The sequence below is a fragment of the Halomonas sp. G15 genome, assembly GCF_021282295.1.
Lineage (GTDB): Bacteria > Pseudomonadota > Gammaproteobacteria > Pseudomonadales > Halomonadaceae > Halomonas > Halomonas alimentaria.
Genome location: NZ_JAJSPA010000045.1, coordinates 1 through 21,093, shown reverse-complemented (window position 1 = coordinate 21,093; position 21,093 = coordinate 1). Strand labels below are relative to the sequence as shown.

Genomic DNA, 21,093 nt, shown 5'->3' with positions numbered 1-21,093 from the left:
CCCGCGGAGCCAGGGAGATGCATATGGCCGAGACCACCGAAACCCTCGAGGACCGCCTGTCGCGCATACACCGTGCGCTGGGGGATGAGCATCTCGAAGCCGTCGATGCCGTGCTGGACGACCTGGAGCCGGCCGAGATCGCCCTGTTGCTGGAGTCGCTGCCTCCCGCCGCGCGTATCCGCCTGTGGCAGCGGGTACCCGGCGAGGTCGACGGCGAGGTGCTGCTGCATGTGCACGACGAGGTGCGCAGCACCCTGCTGGACGACATGGACCACGAGGAGATCGTGGCCGCCGCCACCGGCATGGACACCGCCGACCTGGCGGAGATCTTCGAGGACCTGCCCCAGCAGGTCGCCGAGGACATGCTGCGCTCCATGGATGCCCTGCAGCGCGAACGCCTGGAGGAGACCCTCTCCTTCGAGGAGGACAGCGCCGGGCGCCTGATGCGCACCGACACCATCGCGGTGCGCAGCGACGTCAGCCTGGAGACGGTGTGCCGCTTCCTGCGCTGGAAGGAGTCGATCCCCGACAACACCCACCTGCTTATGGTGGTGGACCGCGACGGCCTCTTCCAGGGCACCCTGCCGATGGCGCGGCTGATCAGCCACCCGCCGGAGATGGCGGTGGCCGACCTGATGGACCACGAGGTGGACAGCATCCGCGTGGACATGAAGTCCCGCGACGTGGCCACCCTGTTCCAGACCCACGACCTGGTCTCGGCACCGGTGGTGGACGAGGCGGGCCTGCTGCTCGGTCGCATCGTCATCGACGATATCGTCGACGTCATCCGCGAGGACTCCGAGCAGGCACTGATGAACATGGCCGGCCTCGACGAGGAGGAGGACCTGTTCGCCCCGGTGCTGCCCAGCGCCAAGCGTCGCGCCGTGTGGCTGGGCATCAACCTGATCACCGCCTTCCTGGCCGCCTGGGTGATCGGCCGCTTCGAGGATGCCCTGGACCAGATCGTCGCCCTGGCGGTACTGATGCCCATCGTCGCCAGCATGGGGGGCATCGCCGGCAGCCAGACCCTGACCCTGGCGATCCGCGGCCTGGCGCTGGGCCAGATCAGCAGCACCAACAGCGCCTGGCTGCTGCGCAAGGAGGTCGGCATCGCCATCCTCAACGGTGTGCTGTGGGCCCTGGTGGTGGCGGTACTAGCACTGCTGTGGTTCAAGAGCATCGCCATCGGCACGATCATCGGCGCCGCCCTGGTGATCAACATGCTGGCAGCAGGCATCGCCGGCATCGTCATCCCGCTGCTGCTCAAGCGGGCGGGAATCGACCCGGCACTGTCGGGTTCGGTGATCCTCACCACCGTCACCGACGTGGTGGGCTTCATGTCCTTCCTGGGCCTGGCCACCTACTTCCTGCTGTGAGACTCCCGCCCAGCCCTGCTCGCCGCCCATAACGAGGAACCCCGCCTGATGGCGGGGTTCCTCGTTGGTGGTGAATGGAAAGTGCTCAGAGGTCGCGGCTGCTCTCGGCCAGGTCGACCAGCTCGCGAACCGCCACGGCGAAGAGCGGGAAGCCACCCTGGCCGCCGCTACCCACCTGCTCGAGCAGACGGCGCCAGCGCGCATGCATGGCATCATGCCGCTCGAGCCACTCGGCGACACGGGCCACGGCGTCGTCGGGCCTCGCCTCCATCTGCAGCACGCTGACCGTCAACGCCAGCTGCTGACGATCGATGTCGTCACGGAAGGTCTCGCGGGCCTGGGCCTGCCAGCTGTCGCGCACCTGCAGATCGGTGATCTGGCGAATCATCCACGGCAGCTCCAGGCGACTGCCGATCTCGTAGAACACCTCGGCCACCTGTTCCGGCACCACATCGGCCTGGCGTGCGGCCTGGATGATACCCAGCCCGGCATACAGGCTCCCGGCAGCCGCCACGCTGGACGCCAGTGCCTCGGGCACCCCGGCCGCCACCAGCTCGTCACGACGCGCCTCCCAGCTCTCGCGCTCCTCGCCGCTGAGCCGCTCGCCGATACCCTCGCGGATCGCCGCCAGGCGAGGAGCGAAGTAATCGATACACTCGCGGGTATCGACGCCGACGCGACCGCGCAGGAACCAACGAGTGGAGCGGCGGATCATCCGCATCAGGTCGAGCATCATCGAGTACTGCACGCGGCTCGGCACCCGGTTGTCCAGCGCCTCGATCTGCGACCAGATCTCGCCCAGCCCGAACACCTCGCGGGCAATGATATAGGCGCGGGCAATCTCGGCCCGGCCAGCCCCGGTGGAGTCGATCAGCCGGCGCACGAAGACGATGCCCATATGGTCGACCAGGTCGTTGGCCACCTGGGTGGCAACGATCTCGCGCTTGAGGCGATGCTCGTACATCTCGTCGCGGTAGCGTTCCACCAGTACCCGCGGAAAGATGCGCTCCACATAGCGCACGATGACCGGGTCGTCGGGAACATCGGAGACGATCAGGTCACCCTTGAGCACGCTCTTGGCGTAGGAGATCAGCATGGCCAGCTCCGGCAGCAGCATGCCCTGCTGGTTGGCGGCACGCTCCTGGAGTTCCTCGTCCGCGGGCAGGAACTCGAGCTCGCGGTCGAGCTGACCGGCGGCCTCCAGCTCGCTGATGAAGCGCCGGAAGGGGCCGACCCCCTGCTGCGAGAGCAGCTCGGCGAGATCCAGGGCCTGGGTCTGGCGGTAGTTGTCGATCAGCACCAGGTCGCTGACCTCACCGGTCATCTCGGCAAGCAGCTGGTTACGCTGCTTGTCGGTCATGTCGCCGCGCTTGACCACCTCGTCGATGAGGATCTTGATGTTGACCTCATGGTCGGAGCAGTTCACCCCACCGGCGTTATCGATGAAATCGGTATTGACCCGCACGCCCCGGGCGGCGGCCTCCATGCGGCCACGCTGGGTGAAGCCGAGGTTGCCGCCCTCGCCCACCACCTTGCAGTTGAGCTCGCGGCCGTCGATGCGCAGGCCATCGTTGGCCTTGTCGCCCACCTGGGCATCGGTCTCGTCGCTGCCCTTGACGTAGGTGCCGATGCCGCCGTTCCAGATCAGGTCGACTTCGGACTTGAGCATGGCGCTGATCAGCTCGTTGGGTGAGAGCCTGTCCTCGCGGATGCCGAAACGCGATTTCATCTGCTTGGAGATGGGGATCGACTTGGCACTGCGCTTGAACACCCCGCCACCCTCGGAGATCAGCGCGCTGTCAAAATCCTCCCAGCTGGAGCGCGGCATCTCGAACAGGCGCTTGCGCTCGGCGAAGGTGGCCGCCGCGTCGGGCTCTGGGTCGACGAAGATATGCAGGTGGTTGAAGGCCCCCACCAGTCGGATCTTGTCCGACAGCAGCATGCCGTTGCCGAAGACATCGCCGCCCATGTCGCCGATGCCCACCACGCTGAACTCGTCCTCCTGGGTGTTCACGCCCAGGCCGCGGAAGTGGCGCTTGACCGACTCCCAGGCGCCCTTGGCGGTGATCCCCATCTTCTTGTGGTCGTAGCCGTTGGCGCCACCCGAAGCGAAGGCATCGCCCAACCAGTGGTCATATTCGGCGGAGATCTCGTTGGCGATATCCGAGAAGGTCGCGGTGCCCTTGTCGGCGGCCACCACCAGATAGGCGTCATCGTCGTCGTGGCGCACCACGTCGCGCGGCGGCACCACCTCGCCCCCCTTGAGGTTGTCGGTCACATCGAGCAGGGCACGAATGAAGGTCTTGTAGCACTCGATGCCCTCGCGCTGGAAGGCCTCGCGATCGCCCTCGGGCAGCCGCTTGCAGACGAAGCCGCCCTTGGCGCCCACCGGCACGATCACCGAGTTCTTGACCTGCTGGGCCTTGACCAGGCCCAGCACCTCGGTGCGGAAGTCCTCGTGGCGGTCGGACCAGCGCAGCCCACCGCGGGCCACCTTGCCACCGCGCAGGTGAACGCCCTCGACCCGCGGGGAGCAGACGAAGATCTCGAAGGCGGGACGCGGCTTGGGCATGCCGGTGACCTTCGAGGGCTCCAGCTTGAAGGCGATATAGTCCTTGACGCCACCGTCCTCGCGGCGCTGGTAGTAGTTGGTACGCAGGGTCGCCAGGATCAGCTCCATGTAGCGACGCAGCAGCTGGTCGTCGTTGAGGCTGGCCACCTCGTCGAGCAGCCGCTGGATGCGCTCCACGCAGGCCTCCACCTCACCCTCATCGGGGCGGTCGGCGGGGTCGAAGCGCAGCTCGAACAGCGTCACCAGCTCGCGGGTGATCTCCGGATAGCTGGCCAGGGTGTTGGCCATGTAGTCCTGGGAGACGCCGAAGCGGATCTGCTTGAGGTAGCGGGCGTAGGCACGCAGCATCGCCACCTCGCGCCAGTCGAGGTTGGCGCCGATGATCAACCGGTTGAAGGCGTCGTTGTCCGCCTCGCCGGCCCAGATGCGCTGGAAGGCCTCGATGAAGGGCTCACGCATCTCCTGGAGATTGACCTCGGTGCTGGTGTGGTGCTCGAGGTTGAAGTCATGGATCCAGTAGCTGGCATCGGTGGCGCCGATCTCGTAGGGACGCTCGCCGATCACCCTGAGCCCCAGGTTCTCCATCATCGGCAGCACATCGGAGAGCGGGATCGGCGCATCACGGTGAAACAGCTTGAGGTTGACCCCGCTGCCCTCCTCCTCCACCAGGCGGTAGAGCGACAGCGACAGCGCGTCACCATCATCCAGCTCACCGATATGGTGCAGGTCATAGACCGCGGTGCGGGCACTGAAGTCGTCGCGGTAGCTGGCCGGGAAGGCATCGCGGAAGCGATCCATCAGGCGGTTGGCCTGCTCCTCGCCGAAGCCGTCGATGCAGGCGGCCTGGAGGTCATCGCGCCAGTTGCGTGCCAGCTTGGACAGCTTGGCCTCGAGACGCTTGATGTCATACTCGGCCGGGCGTTCGTCCTTGAAGCGCAGGATGAACTGGATGCGCGCCAGCACCGACTCCGAGAGGTAGGTATTGAAGTCGCCGAAGGTGGCATCGAGCTCCTCGCAGAGCATCTCCTGGATGCGCAGGCGCAGCTCGGTGGAGAACACGTCCCGTGGCACGAAGGCCAGGCAGGAGTAGAAGCGCCCCGGACGATCCTCGCGCACGAAGAGCCGCACGCGGCGGCGCTCGCGGATGCTCAGGATGCCCAGCGCCGTCTGGGCCAGCTCCTCGGTATCGATCTGGAAGAAGTCGTCGCGGGGATAGACCTCGAGGATCTGCAGCAGCTGCTTGCCATTGTGCCCCTTGGGGTTGAAGCCGGCGATCTCCATCACCGACTTGAGCTTGCGGCGCAGGATCGGCACGTTGCGCGGCGACTCGTTATAGACGGTGGCGGTAAACAGCCCCAGGAAGCGGTGCTCGCCGACCAGGTTGCCCTTGGCATCGTAGCGGTCGATGGAAATGTAGTCGGGATAGGTCGGCCGATGAACCCGGGCGTGGTGGGCACTCTTGGAGAAGGTCAGGAGCTCGGGTACCAGGATGTAGTGGCCATCCTCGAGCCCCTGCTCGGTGCGGATGCGCTCGCGATAGCGCGGCTGGTCGAGGCGGAACACCCCCAGCTCGCTGCCCTTGACCTTGTCGAGGCTCTCCTTGCCGCCCTTGTGGGCCTTCACCTCGTAGGCGTCGTAGCCCAGGAAGGTGAAGTTGTCATGGAGCATCCACTCCAGGAAGGTGATCGCCTCGGCATGGTCATCCGGATCGGTCTGCGGTGGGCAGCCGGCACGTAACTCCGCCAGGGCCTCCTCGACCTTGGCACGCATGGGATCGAAGTCGGTCACCGCGGTACGCACGTCGACCAGCACCTCCTCGAGGCTGGCCTGCATCTCCTGCAGCATCTCGACATCGGAGTGGCGATCGATCTCGATGACAATCAGCGATTCACGCTGGGCAGGGGCGGCGGGATCCTTCGGCGAGGTCACCTGCTTCAGGCGATGGTCGCGACCGCGCTCGGTGGCCAGCACGGCATTGTGAATGGCATGCACGGTGATGCCACGCCGGTTGAGCTCGATGCGCACAGAGTCGACCAGGAAAGGCATATCCTCGTGCAGCACCGCCACGAAGGTGTGGGGCGACTGCCAGCCGTGTTCCTCGAAATCCGGGTTGAATACCCGCACCTTGGGATCGGCCGGATCGAACTGCTGCAGGAAGTGCCACACCGAGAGGGTGGCGCCATAGACGTCGTCGAGGCGACGATCCTCAAGGTCATCCAGTGGCACGGCGGCATAGAAGTATTCGGCGAAGGCGCCGACAGCCTCCGCCTTGGCGGCGTCCAGCTTGGCATTCAGCCTCTCATGAAGCTGCTTGAGCAGATCCTGTCTGGCTTCGTCATTCGCAACGTGCTGCATCCATCACCTCGGCTACCGGCGGTCGCTGCTGCGACCGGAAGTGTTCGACACGGCCCCGGCGGGGCCCTGTCGCCAGCTTACGCGACTCCCGGAGCTCGACCCAGCCACTTGACGTTCTGCTCATGGAGCATGTCGGTTGCGCATTGCCAATCGCAGACAGGACTCCTTCACTCGCGTCGCTCGAGCAGAACACCGCACTCGCAGTGGTGGGTCCAGGGAAACTGGTCGAACAGCGCGAAGCGCGTGATCCGGTGGGTCTCGGTCAGGCGCTCCAGGTTGTTCGCCAATGTCTCCGGGTTGCATGAAATATAGACGATACGAGAGTAGCCGCTCAGCTGGCGGCAGCTGGCCTCGTCGAGACCGGCGCGGGGCGGGTCCACCAGCACGGTAGTGAAGTCATACTCGTCCAGGGCCCACTCGGCCACGCGGCGCCCACCCTTCTCGCCCTTGAGTGCCGCGGCGAACTCCTCAGCGGACATGCGCCCCACGGTGACATTGTCGATGCGGTTGGCAGCCAGGTTCTCCCGGGCGCTTGCCACCGAGGTGCGCGAGATCTCGGTGGCAAGCACACGGCGGAAATTCTCGGCCAGGGCCACCGTGAAGTTGCCGTTGCCACAGTAGAGCTCCACCAGATCACCGTCCTGGCTATCCCGGGTGACCTCTCTCGCCCAAGTCAGCATGGAACGGCAGATCTCGGCGTTGGGCTGGGTGAAGCTGTTCTCCACCTGCTGATAGACGAACTCGCGTCCCTCCACCTCGAGACGCTCCCACACATGATCCCGCTCGAGCACCCGGCGCTGCTTGCGGGCGCGGCCGATGATCATCACCCCGAGCCGATCCTGCAGTCGCCGTGCCTCGGCCTCCCATGCCTCGTCCAGCGGGCGATGGTAGATCAGGGTGACCAGAGCCTCGCCGGAGAGGGTGGTCAGGAACTCGACCTGGAAGAGCCGACGACGCAGCAGGTCGTTGTCGCGGATGGCGTCGAGCAGCGCCGGCATGAGGGCGTTGATCTGCCGGCTGGCCACCGGGTAGTCATCCAGGCGGACCACCGTCTTGTGCTTTTTCTTCGAGTCCTCGGCATCCCCCTCGGACTCCTGTATCTCAAACATGGCGTAGAAGAGGTCATCCCCCTCGTGCCAGATCCGGAACTCGCAACGCTGGCGATAATGGCTGGGGGGCGAGGGATAGACCTCCAGGGCAGGCGGGGCGAAGCGAGCGAAGTCGCGGCGGATGCGCTCGGCCTTGGCCTCGAGTTGCTGGTCATAGCGAGCGGGTTCGACGACGGGAATGGCCAAGAAGCCTCCAGGGATACCAGTGAACAGGAAAAGGGGAACGGGTCCCGGACATTCAGTCCAGGTGCAGCAGCTGCGGGGTGGCGAAGCCGAAGCGTGCCAGGGCGCTGGCCAGCGCCGCGTCGGGGGCGGTGGCAAAGCTCGCCCCGGGGCCCGCTGCGGGCGCCACGCCAGCCGCCACCTGGGCCGTGCGCCGGGCGATGGCCTCGCTGGAATCGACCCAGGCCACCTCGCGAGGGGCGGCAGCGGCCAGGGCGTCACGCAGCAGAGGAAAGTGGGTACAGCCGAGCACCACGGTGTCGAGCTCGGGATCCTCCCACAGCCGCGCCAGGGCCTCCTCGATCACGGCGGCATCGTGGGCCTCGCCGGCCAGGCGGCGCTCCGCCTCGCGCACCAGGGGATCCGCCGCGATCCGACGTACCGTGCAGTCCGTGGCGAAGGTCTCGATCAGGCGCAACGTATAGGGACGCGACACCGTGGCGCTGGTGGCCAGCAGGCCAATGTGTCCGCTGCGGCTGAGGGCGGCGGCGGGCTTGATGGCCGGTACCGTGCCAACCACAGGGACCCGCAGCCGCTCGCGCAGGGCGTCCAGGGCCAGGGTACTGGCGGTATTGCAGGCCACCACCAGGGCCACACAGCCGCTGGTGCGCACGGCGGCATCGCACACCGCGAGGATACGCCGCACCAGCCAGGCATCCTCCCGCCGCCCGTAGGGCAACATGGCGTTGTCGCAGGCATAGGCCAGGGCTGCCTGGGGCAGCCGCTCGCGCAGGGCGGCCACCACCGAGAGGCCGCCCACACCGGAATCGAAAACCAGGATCGGACCCGCCATCACCCCTCCTCCCGTCGCCTCGAGGACGGGGCGGGAAGGCAGGTGCCTGGCGGGGCAAGGAGGGTCGGATGGGACATGACAAGACGCTGGCCGATGAGATAGCCGAGCATTCTACCTCACACTCGGCGGCGAGCCGAGGCTCGCACCCGGCGTCTGGTCGGCGGCGCTCAGGTCACCGGCTCGGGGGCATCGCGCAGCTCGGCATAGAGTTCGGGGTAGGCCTCCTGCAGCCGTTCGAGCTGTGCCTGGGCACCCTCGGGCAGCGCCGCTGCCAGGGCCTTGAGGTCCTCGTCATTGAAGTTCGCGCGAATCAGCGGAAACAGCAGCTCGCGCTCGTCGCGAAGGTAGGCACGGTGGCTGTCCAGATAGGCCCTGAGGTCCTCGGCGAAGCGATCCATTGGCACGACGGCATCCATCAGGATCATGTCAAGGTCGTTAGAGAGGCGCTTGAGCCGGGACTGCAGCGCCCGATAGTCCTGGGCCAGACGCTCGGTCACCTCGGTGCTGGAGGGGGCGAGCTCCGTGAGTCGCTCCGTGCAGACCTTCTCGAGCGGACGGGTGAAGCCTTCCTGGTAGTCGAGTATGTAGTCGACGACCTCGCGGACCAGTTGAAAATTGGGACGCTCGCCGGCGGCCAGGGTCTTCTGCTTGAGCTGCAGAACGTGCAACATGCGCGCCATATTGGCATGATCCTGACGCAGCTGGGTCAGCATGGGCATGTCGGGCCCTCCTGTATGGTACATGGGAGAAGGCACTCTCCATTGGATGCGTCATCCGGGACAGGGTTCATCGTGGAGCCCGATAGGCCCCTCGACGCCTCCCCCACTCTAGCAGCCTGGCCGCCGGCCTGCTGCTTTTCGATCAACGCAAGGAGTCGCCCATGGATCTCTTCGCAAGCGAGCGTGACGACGATGCCCCGCTCGCCTGGCGCATGCGGCCGCGACGGCTCGACGACTATGTGGGACAGCAGGCGCTGGTCGGCCCCGGCAAGCCGCTGAGGCGCATGGTCGAGAGCGGCGTGGTGCGCTCGATGATCCTGTGGGGGCCGCCGGGCACCGGCAAGACTACCCTGGCCGAGATCCTGGCCGCCGAGTCCGGCGCTTGCCTCGAGCATCTCTCCGCGGTGATGGCCGGGGTCAAGGAGATCCGCGCCGCCGTGGAGCGCGCCAGGGCCCAGCAGTCCCGAGGGATGGCGACCCTGTTGTTCCTCGACGAGATCCATCGCCTCAACAAGAGTCAGCAGGACGCCCTGCTGCCCCATGTGGAGTCCGGCCTGCTGACGCTGATCGGCGCCACCACCGAGAACCCCTCCTTCGAGGTCAACTCGGCGCTGCTCTCCCGTGCCCGGGTGCATGTGCTGACATCACTCTCCGAGGAGGAGCTGGTGGAGGTACAGCAGCGAGCGCTGGCCGACGAGGCACGGGGCCTGGGCACGCGCCGTATCCACGTCGAGGAGGGGGTGCTCGGGGTGCTGGCCCGGGCTGCCGCCGGCGATGCCCGCCGCGCCCTGGGGCTGCTGGAGAGCGCCTGCGACTTTACCCAGGCCAATCCGGAGGGTGGCGAGACGCTGCGCCGGGAAGCCCTGGAGGCGGTGATCGGTCACCAGGCCAGCGCCTTCGACAAGCAGGGCGATCACTTCTACGACCTGCTGTCGGCGATCCACAAGTCGGTGCGCTCATCGCGCCCGGACGCCGCCCTGCTCTACATGGCCCGCTTTATCCAGGGCGGCGGCGACCCGCTGGACGTGATTCGCCGCCTGACCGCCATCGCCTCCGAGGATGTGGGCAATGCCGACCCCCGCGCCCTGCCGCTGGTGATGGCCGCCTGGGACGCCTACCTGCGCCTGGGTGATTACGAGGGCCAGCGCGCCATCGCCCACGCCGCCATCCATCTGGCGGTAGCCCCCAAGAGCAACGCCATCGACCGGGCCTGGCACCAGGCCAAGGCCTTCGCGGCGGGCCAGCCACAACTGGAGGTGCCGACCTATCTGCGCAACGCCCCGACGAAGCTGATGGAGAGCCTGGGCCACGGCCAGGGCTACCGCTATGCGCATAACGAGCCCCAAGGCTACCCCGCCGGCAGCGGTCACGACTGCTGGCCGGAGGAGTTCCCTCGCCAGCGCTTCTATCGTCCCACCGAGTTCGGCCAGGAGAAGCGCTACGCCCAGATCATGGCGTGGCGGGAGCAGCTCGATGCCGAGGCGGACGAAGGCGGCGAATAGCGCCGTAAGCTGGATAGCAGCCTAATGTGAATCGCCCCCATGGCAGGCCATGGGGGCGATTCTTCTTCCAGCTTAAGGCCTTGAGCTCTGGCCCAGCCGGGTCAGTGCGTATCGCGAATCACATCGGTGCCATCCGGGATCACAAAGTCGAAGCGCGCATCCTCGATGGCCCGGTTCATCTGCACGTCGTGAAAGGCGATGGCCGTGCGCTGGCCAGTGCTGTCGAGCATCTGAAGACCGACCAGGCGTTCGCCTCGGAAAGTCATCTCCAGCTCCTCGAAGAGGGTGTCGGGGTCCTTCGGCAGCAGGCTGAAGCGCTCGGCGCTGCCCTGCTGGCTGCGTGTGACGTCGAAGCTCTCGACCAGCTCATCGGCGCTGCCCGAGAGCAGCAGGGCCGGCGTATGGGTCACCCGCTGGTCCAGCGCCTGGACGGTCGCCTGCTCCAGGTCGGGGTCGTAGAGTACGACGTCCTCACCGTCGGAGACCACCAGCTGCTGATAGGGGGCATCCACCTCCCAGCGGAATTTTCCGGGCCGCGACAACCACATGCTGCCGCGCGCCTCCTGCAGCCGCTCGCCGCTGGCATCGAGTATCTGCTGCTCGAAGGTGGCCTCGTAGGTCTGCATCGGTTCCAGTATGCGACTGAGGCGCTCCGCACCTTCGCTGGCCAGGGCCGATAGCGGCATGGCAAGGCCAACGACAAGGGTGGCGAGGGTCTTCTTCACTGTCATGTCTGTCTCCCTGGGCGGTTCCGGTAGATCCTGACACTCGGACCCCGCGTGCACCGCCGGGTTGCGTTCCCGACGGCGTGTTCATGGTAGCTGCATGGTTACATGACGCTGTCGCCAGATGACGACAGCAGTTTAGCCGCCGGCCGGCGGCGGTGCCAGCACCTCACGGGCACCATTGGTGCCCATGGTGGAGACCACCCCCGCCATCTCCATCGCCTCCACCAGGCGTGCGGCGCGGTTGTAGCCGATCTTGAAGCGGCGCTGCACGGCCGAGATGGATGCGCGGCGCGAGTCGGTGACGAAGGCCACCGCCTCGTCGTAGAGGGCATCCTGCTCGGCGTCATCGCCATCCGCCCCCTCGGCCTCCAGCCCGGTGAGGGCCTCGGCGGAGACACCGCCGGAGAGGATCTCATCGATATACTCGGGCTCGCCGCGACGCTTCCAGTCCTCCACCACCCGATGCACCTCATCGTCGTCGACGAAGGCACCATGCACCCGGGAGGGCATGCCGGAACCCGCGGGCAGGTAGAGCATGTCACCATGGCCCAGCAGGTTCTCGGCGCCGCCCTGGTCGAGGATGGTACGCGAGTCGACCCGCGAAGAGACCTGAAAGGCCATGCGGGTGGGAATGTTGGCCTTGATCAGACCAGTGACCACGTCCACCGAGGGACGCTGGGTGGCGAGTATCAGGTGGATGCCGGCGGCGCGAGCCTTCTGAGCCAGGCGGGCGATCAGCTCCTCGACCTTCTTGCCGACAATCATGAACATGTCGGCGAACTCGTCGATCACCACCACGATGTAGGGGAGCTTCTCGAGCACCGGCGGGGTCTGGTGCATCTCCCAGGGCTGAGGCTCCCACAGCGGGTCCGCCACCTGGGCACCGGCCCGCTCGGCCTCATCGAGCTTGGCGTTGAAGCCGGCGATGTTGCGCACCCCCATGGCTGCCATCAGCTTGTAGCGCCGCTCCATCTCGGCCACGCACCAGCGCAGGGCGTTGGCGGCCTCCTTCATGTCGGTGACTACCGGCGCCAGCAAGTGCGGGATGCCGTCGTAGACGGAGAGCTCCAGCATCTTGGGATCGACCATGATCAATCGAAGCTCGTCGGGCGTGGCCTTGAGCAGCATGGAGATCAGCATGGCGTTGACCCCCACCGACTTGCCCGAGCCGGTGGTGCCGGCGACCAGCAGGTGAGGCATCTTGCCGAGGTTGGCCACCACCGGGCCACCGCCGATGTCCTGGCCCAGCGCCAGGGTCAGCGCCGAGGCCTCCTGCTGGTAGCGGTCGGAGTCGATCACCTCGCGCAGGCGAATCATCGCCCGGTGCGGATTGGGGATCTCGATGCCCACCGTGGGTCGCCCGGGAATCACCTCCACCACGCGCACGCTCTTGACCATCAGCGAGCGTGCCAGGTCCTTGGCCAGATTGCTGATCTTGGAGACCTTCACGCCCGCGGCGGGCTTGATCTCGAAGCGCGTGATCACCGGCCCCGGCCAGGTATCCACCACCTCCGCCTTGACCCCGTATTCGCGCAGGCGCACCTCGAGGAGCTCGGCCATCTCGGCCAGCTGGTCGACGGAGTAGTTCTGCTTCTGGGGTTCCGGCGGGGTGAGCAGGCGCAGGCTGGGCAGGTCACCATCGGGCTCGGGAAGATCATCCAGCACCGGGCGCTGGCTCTGCAGGTGCTCCACGGTCCACAGCCGCATGCCCTCCTCCTCGGTGGCCTCCCTGGCCTGCTCGGCGGTGGCCACTCGCGGCGTCTCCGGCTCGTCATCGTCGCCTGCCTGCTGGGGCTCGGGCGGCTGGTGCAGCGCGGAGGCGTCGGGGTCCGGCGCCGAGGTCACGGCCGGCGGCACTTCGTCCTCCTCGGCCTCCTCGGCTACCGCCGGCTCATCCCAGGCAAGCCTCGGCTCATCATCGTCGGTGCCGTCGCCATCGAGGTGGCCGCCGCCCAGGGCCGGCTCGCGACGCTGGTGACTGGCCGACTCCGTCCCGTGGGTCGACGCCGCTGAGGCAACGGACCCGGCGGCCGGTTTCGCGTCCACCAGATCCCGATCGGCCGCCGGCGTCTCGTCGTCGCGGGTGGCCCTCAGGGCCGGTCCGTGCCAGGCCGTTGCCGGCTCATCCTCATCGGGGAGCATGGGTTCGGGCACGCTCTCCGGCACTCGCCCCGGCGACGCCTGCCCGGTCTCGGGAGCCCCGGCAGCGGAGGGAGGAGGCGTCGAACCGCCGGTTGCGGACGGCTCCGCGGCCGCATCCGCCGCGCCGGCGGTGGCGCCCTGGGTGGCAGCCCTGGTCGTGCCGGCGGCAACACCCGCAGCGACGCCGGCAGCAGCACCTGGATCGGTGGCCGCTTCAGGGCCTGCGGGAGAAGCGGAGGCGGAAGTCGCCGTTGTTGCAGAGCCCGCGGATTCACGTGCTGCATAGGCGGCGCCGGGCTGCTTGGCCGACGGTGTCCGCTCGGGCACTTCCCAGGGAATCTCGGTATTGCCGTCATCGCCGAAACCGGGCTCACGGCGCGGCGTGGAGGCAGCAGCCGACGCGGGCTGCGGGGCGCGCCGGCCTGGCAACAGGCGCTGCCACCAGCGCGGTCGATCGGTACCCTCCTCCTCCAGAGCCGAGTCGGCTTCGGCCTCCTCTGTGGCAGCGCTGCTGGCCGCCTCGGGCCCAGCAGGCGACGAGGCTTCCTGCCGAGTGAAGGCGAAACGCCCTGCCACCCAGCCCCACAGGCGCAGCGCCCCGCGGCCCAGCTCATCCATCACGCTGAACCAGGAGATCCCACTGAAAAGGGGAAAGCCGCAGAGCAGGGCCGCCGCCGCCAGCAGGCCGCTGCCGCCCACGCCCACCATGGGCAGCAGGGCCCCCACCAGGCCTTCACCGAGGATGCCCCCCGTGGAGTAGGGCAAGGGACCCTCCGGACGATAGAAGTGCAGCGCGCCGAGGGTGGTGGTCCCCAGCAGCAGCAGGATCAGCCCACCGCCGCGCACCGCCAGCGCCGTGGCATCCAAGACCAGGCGAACCTGTCGGGAACGCAGCATCCGCCAGGCGGCAAAGCCCAGCATGCCCGGCCACCACAGGGCGCTGACGCCGAACAGCGAATAGAGTACATCGGCAAGCCAGGCGCCCACCGGACCCATCCAGTTGGCCACTTCGGTCTCGGGGCCACTGCGCGACCAGCCGGGGTCGGCTCCCTCGTAGCTGAATAGGGCCAGCAGCAGGAACACGCAGGCCGCCAGCAGCACGATCACCACACCCTCTCGCGCCGCTCCCTGCAGCTTCACCCCGAAGCGTTTCGCCGATTCCCTGGCGTTGGTCGCGCGATCTCGCCGCGACACGGTCTGCTTGTCGACACTCAACTGGTCATCCCCCTTGCGCCACGCCTGGCGCCTTGCGAATGCGTGGCGCCAATCATACCCGAGCGAAGGCGCCGCATCACAGTCGCCACGCCTTGAGCGATGGGGTGGCGGGCGGCACACTGCTCCTTCCACCGCAAGGATGCCGACGCCATGCTGCCCTGGCTGCCCCCCTCCCCCGTGCAGTTCCCCTCCGTGGACGAGGCGCTGCGCGACCCCGACGGCCTGCTGGCGGCCGGCGGGACACTCGCTCCCGAATGGCTTCTGGCCGCCTATCGTCGCGGCATCTTCCCCTGGTACAGCGACGACCAGCCGATCCTGTGGTGGAGCCCCGACCCGCGCATGGTGCTGTTCCCGAACGAGATTCGCGTACGTCGCAGCCTGGCCAAGCGTCTGCGCAACAGTGGCTTCACGGTGACCGCCAACCGCGCCTTCGTCGACGTGACGGCGGCTTGCGCGGCACCCCGGGAGGGCCAGCCGGGTACCTGGATCAGCGACGAGATGCGCACCGCCTACGCTCGCCTGCACGCCATCGGCGCAGCCCATTCGGTGGAAGTCTGGCGAGACGGGAAACTGGTGGGCGGACTCTACGGCGTCGCCCTGGGACCGGTATTCTTCGGCGAGTCGATGTTCTCGCGGGTCGCCGACGCCTCCAAGGTCGCCCTGGTGCGGCTGGCCAGCGCCATGTCCGCGGGCGGCGGACGGCTGATCGACTGCCAGATGCACACCCCTCACCTGGCCAGCCTGGGGGCTCGGGATATCGCCCGAAAAACGTTCATCGGCTATCTTGAAGAGTGGCTGGGTTGCCCCGGTGAAGGTGACTCATCGTCCCACCGCTGGACACCCGCCTGCTGGTCTTTTGAGCCCCTCGCCGGGCCTGCCAGCGATTCCGACTGACTGCCCTGTGCCAGGGAGAGCCGCCGTGAGCAGCAACACCCCCCGCCAGCCGACCCGGGACCTGCGTTTCTACCTCACCGTGCCCCACGCCTGCAGCTACCTGGAGGGGCGCGAGGCCACCACGCTGTTCCTGGATCCCCAGGAGTCTCCTGGCCAGGGGGTCTATGACGCCCTGGCCCTGCTCGGCTTCAGGCGCAGCGGGCGCCATCTCTATCGCCCTCACTGCGAGGGCTGCAGCGCCTGCATCTCGGTACGCATCCCGGTGGCGGAGTTCACCCCCGACCGCACACAGCGGCGCCTGGCCAGGCGCAACGCCGACCTGACTCTCCATCTGAGGCCGGCCATCTACGACCCCGAACACTATGCGCTCTATGCCCGGTACATCCGCACACGTCACGCCGATGGCGACATGTATCCACCGAGCCACGAGCAGTACCGCACCTTCCTGACCCTCGATCAGCCCTATGCTCGGCTGCTCGAATTCCGCCTCGCGGGTCGCCTGGTGGCGGTTGCCGCCTTCGACCAGCTCGAGCACGGCCTATCGGCGATCTACACCTTCTTCGATCCCGCCCCGGACCTGGAGCGGCGCTCCCTGGGTACCTACGCGGTGCTGAGCCTCGTCGACCTGGCGCGGCGTCGCGACTTGCCCCACGTCTACCTGGGCTACTGGATCCGTGAATGCCGCAAGATGGCCTACAAGCAGGCCTTCCAGCCGCTCGAGCGGCTGGAGGGCCGCCACTGGCGGCGACTGATTCCCGCGTGACGGTAACCGCCCTTTCTTTGCCTTGCAGGCCGGCATGCGGCACAATACCGCGCTATTCTTGTACCCAGGGGCCACGCTGGCCAGTGGGTCGTGATTAACCAACAGCGAGGAATCGCCTATATGGCACGTGAAGACCATATCGAGATGGAAGGCGTCATCGTCGACACCCTTCCCAACACCACCTTCCGCGTCGAACTCGAGAACGGACACGTGGTGACCGCGCATATCTCCGGCAAGATGCGCAAGAACTATATCCGCATCCTCACCGGCGACAAGGTCAAGGTCGAGCTGACTCCCTATGACCTGACCAAGGGCCGCATCGTCTACCGCTCCCGCTGATCCCGGCGGTCGAGCGACTCGACCTCCCCTGACGCCGACACGACAACGCCCCGTCTCTCGACAGGGCGCTGTGCGTGGGTGAGCGGCGGGCTGACGCCCGCCCGATCACGGTGCATCGGCCATCTCCGACTCGGTCTCGAGGTGCAGTTCGCCCTCCTCCACGCTGACGTGAACCAACCCGCCGTGCTCGGAAAGCTCACCGAACAGGATCATCTCCGCCAGCGGCTTCTTGAGCTTCTCCTGGATCAGGCGCGCCATGGGCCGCGCCCCCATGTCCGGATCGTACCCCTTCTCCGCCAGCCAGGCGCGCGCCTCCTCGTCAACGTCGAGCTGGACTCGCTTCTCGTCCAGCTGGGCCTGCAGCTCCACCAGGAACTTGTCGACCACGCTGCGCACCACCGAGGTCGGCAGGGAGTGGAACTGGATGATGCCGTCCAGGCGGTTGCGGAACTCCGGCGAGAAGGTCTTGCGGATCACCTCCATGGCGTCGGTGGAGTGATCCTGGGTCTGGAAGCCGATGGAGCGCCGCGTGGCCTGCTCGACCCCGGCATTGGAGGTCATGATCAGGATCACGTGGCGGAAATCCGCCTCGCGGCCGTTGTTGTCGGTGAGCCGGCCGTGGTCCATCACCTGCAGCAGCAGGTTGAAGACCTCGGGGTGCGCCTTCTCGATCTCGTCGAGCAACAGCACGCAGTGCGGCTGCTTGGTGATCGCCTCGGTCAGCAGCCCACCCTGGTCATAGCCGACGTAGCCGGGAGGGGCACCGATCAGGCGTGACACCGTGTGGCGCTCCATGTACTCCGACATGTCGAAGCGCACCAGCTCGATGCCCATGATGTGCGCGAGCTGGCGGGCCACCTCGGTCTTGCCCACCCCGGTCGGACCGGCGAACAGGAAGCTGCCCACCGGCTTGTCCGGCGCCTTGAGGCCGGCCCGCGACAGCTTGATCGCCGCCGACAGGCTGTCGATCGCCTCGTCCTGGCCGAACACCAGCATCTTGAGATCGCGATCGATATTGGCCAGCAGCTTGCGGTCGGAGCTGGAGACGCTCTTCGGCGGAATACGCGCGATGGAGGCGACCACCGCCTCGACCTGGTCGGTATCGATGGTATCGACACGCATCTCCGGCGGCAGCAGGCGCTGGTGGGCACCCGCCTCGTCGATCACGTCGATCGCCTTGTCGGGCAGGTGGCGGTCATTGATATAGCGATCCGCCAGGCGCGCCGCACTCTCCAGGGCACCATCGGTGTACTTGAGCTGGTGGTGCTCCTCGAAGCGTGAACGCAGGCCCTTGAGGATCCGGATGGTGTCATCCACCGACGGCGCGGGGACGTCCACCTTCTGGAAGCGACGGGCCAGGGCGCGATCCTTCTCGAAGATGCCGCGATACTCCTGGAAGGTGGTGGAGCCGATGCAGCGCAGCTCGCCGGAAGAGAGCATCGGCTTGAGCAGGTTGGAGGCGTCCATCACCCCGCCGGAGGCGGCCCCGGCACCGATCACGGTATGGATCTCGTCGATGAAGAGGATGGCATTGGGCTGCTTGCGCAGCTCGGCAAGCAGCGCCTTGAGACGCTTCTCGAAGTCACCGCGATACTTGGTGCCGGCCAGCAGCGCACCCATGTCCAGCGAATAGACCACGGCGTCGCCGATCACCTCCGGCACATCTTCTTCGACGATCCGCTTGGCCAGGCCCTCGGCGATGGCGGTCTTGCCCACGCCAGCCTCACCCACCAGCAGCGGGTTGTTCTTGCGCCGCCGGGCGAGGATCTGCACCACCCGCTCCAGCTCGTGCTCACGGCCGATCAGCGGGTCGATCTTGCCCATGCGGGCCTGCTCGTTGAGGTTGGTGGCATAACCGGTCAACGGGTTGGATGCGGTCTCGCCGCCCTCCTCGACCTCGTCGGAATCCGGCGACGAGGAGGATGGCGCCTGATCATGGCCGGACACCTTGGAGATGCCGTGGGCGATATAGTTGACGGCGTCGACACGCGCCACGTTCTGTTGCTTGAGGAAGTAGACCGCCTGGCTCTCCTGCTCGGAGAAGATCGCCACCAGCACGTTGGCGCCGGTCACCTCGCTCTTGCCGGATGACTGCACGTGGAACACGGCACGCTGCAGCACGCGCTGGAAGCCCAACGTGGGCTGGGTCTCGCGGTCGGCATGATCCTCGGGAATCAGCGGCGTGGTGGAGTTGATGAAATCCTGCAGGTCGGACCGCAGCTTGTCGAGGTTGGCCCCGCAGGCGCGCAGCACATCTGCCGCCGAGGCGTTGTCGAGCAGCGCCAGCAGCAGGTGCTCCACGGTCATGAACTCATGGCGCTTGGAGCGCGCCACGGTGAAGGCCGTGTTCAGGGTCAGTTCAAGTTCTTTGCTCAGCATGGCAGTCCCCTTCTTGCCGCCCAGGGCATTGCGTCGGATCTTTCTCGGTCCGGCATCATCAACATCGGGTACAAATAACATCGGGTACAAATGCCACCGTTGCAAGCTCACTTACCAACGGCAGCCGATGGCACACCCGTCGCGACCATGTCCGGGGAGTCAGTCCGCCGCCTCGATATCCGAGAGCAGCGGATGCTGACACTCTCTAGCATATTGATTGACTTGATGACTTTTGGTTTCAGCGATGTCACGGGTAAAGATGCCACAGGTCGCCTTGCCCTGGGTATGCACCGTCAGCATCACCTGCACTGCGGTCTCGCTATCCAGGTGGAAGAAGGTCTGCAGCACCTCCACCACGAACTCCATGGGGGTGAAGTCATCGTTGTGCAACACCACCTTGTACATCGGCGGCGTCGCCAGTTGAGGATCGGCACTCTGTACCGCCAGGTCGCCGTCCTCCTCCCCCGGCGCCGGGGGGCGCGTCATGCCGCACACCACTTCATTTCTGAACATAGGGCCCACTTTCCATCTCGACAAGCCGGCAACCATTCGAGCATCTCGACCGAAGTTGGACGTCGCGCTGCCGACAGGGTTCACCGCCCCGCTTGATATCGGGGCGATAACGTAAAGGCCCCCGCCCGCCGGATGGCGGACGGGGGCCCGGATCCCGCATCGCCACTTACATGTTGTCGGCGACTGCCTGACCGAACTCGGAGCACTTGAGCAGCTTGGCATCGTCCATCAGGCGATGGAAGTCATAGGTGACCTCGCCCCTGGAGATGGCCTTCTCCATGCCCTTGAGCACCAGGTCGGCGGCCTCGACCCACCCCATGTGGCGCAGCATCATCTCGGCGGAGAGGATCAGCGAGCCCGGGTTGACCTTGTCCTGGCCGGCATACTTCGGCGCGGTGCCGTGGGTCGCCTCGAACATGGCAGTGGTATCGGAGATGTTGGCACCCGGCGCGATGCCGATGCCGCCCACCTCGGCCGCCAGGGCGTCGGAGAGATAGTCGCCGTTGAGATTCAGGGTCGCGATCACGTCGTACTCGGCCGGGCGCAGCAGGATCTGCTGCAGCATGGCGTCGGCGATCACGTCCTTGATGACGATTTCCTTGCCGGTCCTGGGGTTCTTCATGGTCATCCAGGGGCCACCGTCGAGCAGCTCGGCACCGAACTCCTCACGGGCCAGCTCGTAGCCCCAGTCCTTGAAGGCACCCTCGGTGAATTTCATGATGTTGCCCTTGTGCACCAGGGTCAGCGACTCGCGGTCGTTGTCGATGGTGTACTGCAGGGCCTGGCGTACCAGACGCTTGGTGCCCTCCACGGAGACCGGCTTGACACCGATGCCGCAGTTCTCCGGGAAACGGATGTTGGTGACGCCCATCTCCTCACGGAAGAACTTGATGACCTTGTCGGCCTCCGGGGTGCCGGCCTTCCACTCGATGCCGGCATAGATGTCCTCGGAGTTCTCGCGGAAGATCACCATGTCGACGTCGGCGGGCTTCTTCACCGGGCTCGGCACGCCCTCGAACCAGCGTACCGGACGCTGGCAGACGTAGAGGTCGAGCTTCTGGCGCAGGGCCACGTTCAGGGAGCGGATGCCACCCCCCACCGGGGTGGTCAGTGGCCCCTTGATGGAGACCACATAGTCCTTGACGGCTTCCAGGGTCTCTTCCGGCAGCCAGGTATCGGCATCATAGACCTGGGTGGCCTTCTCGCCGGCAAAGACCTCCATCCAGTGGATCTTGCGCTCGCCGTTGTAGGCCTTCTGCACGGCGGCGTCGATGGCGATCATCATGGCCGGGGTGACATCGACACCGATGCCGTCGCCCTCGATGAACGGGATGACCGGCTCGTTCGGCACGTTCAGAGTGTTGTCGGCGTTGGCGGTGATCTTCTGGCCGCCTTCGGGAACGACAATTTTCTGGAATCCCATTGAGAACTCCCCTGTAGTGGTGTGTTCATTGGAGCGCGAAGTATAGCAT

Annotated in this window: 14 protein-coding genes; 5 read left to right on the top strand and 9 right to left on the bottom strand. The window is 66.6% G+C overall.

Annotated elements, in window-relative coordinates:
* The first annotated feature begins 23 nt into the window (after positions 1-23).
* Positions 24-1,376, top strand: coding sequence for a magnesium transporter (gene mgtE / locus LWH48_RS15860; RefSeq protein WP_161432453.1), 1,353 nt, complete (start codon positions 24-26; stop codon positions 1,374-1,376).
* Positions 1,377-1,461: 85 nt separating this feature from the next.
* Here mgtE and LWH48_RS15855 read toward each other — a convergent pair whose 3' ends face one another.
* From LWH48_RS15855 to LWH48_RS15840, 4 genes are all read right to left on the bottom strand, one after another.
* The gene (locus LWH48_RS15855) at positions 1,462-6,303 is read right to left on the bottom strand and encodes an NAD-glutamate dehydrogenase (protein ID WP_232913309.1); all 4,842 of its coding nucleotides are present in this window, start codon (positions 6,301-6,303) and stop codon (positions 1,462-1,464) included.
* 167 nt (positions 6,304-6,470) lie between these two features.
* A complete protein-coding gene (gene trmA / locus LWH48_RS15850; protein ID WP_232913308.1) occupies positions 6,471-7,598 on the bottom strand; it encodes a tRNA (uridine(54)-C5)-methyltransferase TrmA in 1,128 nt (375 codons plus the stop codon).
* Between the two features lie 52 nt (positions 7,599-7,650).
* Positions 7,651-8,427 carry a glutamate racemase gene (murI, locus tag LWH48_RS15845; protein ID WP_232913307.1) on the bottom strand — a complete coding sequence of 259 codons (777 nt, stop codon included), beginning with the start codon at positions 8,425-8,427 and terminating at the stop codon, positions 7,651-7,653.
* Positions 8,428-8,594: 167 nt separating this feature from the next.
* Positions 8,595-9,140: a hemerythrin domain-containing protein gene (locus LWH48_RS15840; protein ID WP_232913316.1), complete on the bottom strand. Its 546-nt coding sequence runs from the start codon at positions 9,138-9,140 to the stop codon at positions 8,595-8,597.
* A gap of 167 nt (positions 9,141-9,307) precedes the next feature.
* Between LWH48_RS15840 and LWH48_RS15835 the strand changes: the two genes are divergently transcribed.
* On the top strand, positions 9,308-10,648 hold the full coding sequence (locus LWH48_RS15835; RefSeq protein ID WP_232913306.1) for a replication-associated recombination protein A: 1,341 nt from the start codon (positions 9,308-9,310) through the stop codon (positions 10,646-10,648).
* 101 nt (positions 10,649-10,749) lie between these two features.
* Here LWH48_RS15835 and lolA read toward each other — a convergent pair whose 3' ends face one another.
* Together lolA and LWH48_RS15825 are read right to left on the bottom strand one after the other, a co-directional pair.
* On the bottom strand, positions 10,750-11,379 hold the full coding sequence (gene lolA / locus LWH48_RS15830) for an outer membrane lipoprotein chaperone LolA (protein ID WP_232913305.1): 630 nt from the start codon (positions 11,377-11,379) through the stop codon (positions 10,750-10,752).
* A 132-nt stretch (positions 11,380-11,511) separates the two neighbouring features.
* A complete protein-coding gene (locus LWH48_RS15825) occupies positions 11,512-14,733 on the bottom strand; it encodes a DNA translocase FtsK (protein ID WP_232913304.1) in 3,222 nt (1,073 codons plus the stop codon).
* A gap of 150 nt (positions 14,734-14,883) precedes the next feature.
* Between LWH48_RS15825 and aat the strand changes: the two genes are divergently transcribed.
* The 3 genes from aat (at position 14,884) to infA (ending at position 16,729) form a co-directional block, all read left to right on the top strand.
* Positions 14,884-15,627 (top strand): leucyl/phenylalanyl-tRNA--protein transferase, encoded by a 744-nt coding sequence (gene aat / locus LWH48_RS15820; RefSeq protein WP_232913303.1) that lies wholly within the window; start codon positions 14,884-14,886, stop codon positions 15,625-15,627.
* Between the two features lie 25 nt (positions 15,628-15,652).
* On the top strand, positions 15,653-16,390 hold the full coding sequence (locus LWH48_RS15815) for an arginyltransferase (RefSeq protein ID WP_232913302.1): 738 nt from the start codon (positions 15,653-15,655) through the stop codon (positions 16,388-16,390).
* A gap of 120 nt (positions 16,391-16,510) precedes the next feature.
* Positions 16,511-16,729 (top strand): translation initiation factor IF-1, encoded by a 219-nt coding sequence (gene infA, locus LWH48_RS15810; protein WP_027961652.1) that lies wholly within the window; start codon positions 16,511-16,513, stop codon positions 16,727-16,729.
* A gap of 105 nt (positions 16,730-16,834) precedes the next feature.
* Here the strand turns inward: infA and clpA are convergent, their stop codons facing one another.
* From clpA to icd, 3 genes are all read right to left on the bottom strand, one after another.
* Complete coding sequence (gene clpA / locus LWH48_RS15805; protein ID WP_161432462.1) at positions 16,835-19,108, bottom strand: ATP-dependent Clp protease ATP-binding subunit ClpA; 2,274 nt, start codon at positions 19,106-19,108, stop codon at positions 16,835-16,837.
* 159 nt (positions 19,109-19,267) lie between these two features.
* Complete coding sequence (clpS, locus tag LWH48_RS15800; RefSeq protein WP_161432463.1) at positions 19,268-19,594, bottom strand: ATP-dependent Clp protease adapter ClpS; 327 nt, start codon at positions 19,592-19,594, stop codon at positions 19,268-19,270.
* Between the two features lie 193 nt (positions 19,595-19,787).
* Positions 19,788-21,044 (bottom strand): NADP-dependent isocitrate dehydrogenase, encoded by a 1,257-nt coding sequence (icd, locus tag LWH48_RS15795; protein ID WP_161432464.1) that lies wholly within the window; start codon positions 21,042-21,044, stop codon positions 19,788-19,790.
* Positions 21,045-21,093: the final 49 nt, after the last annotated feature.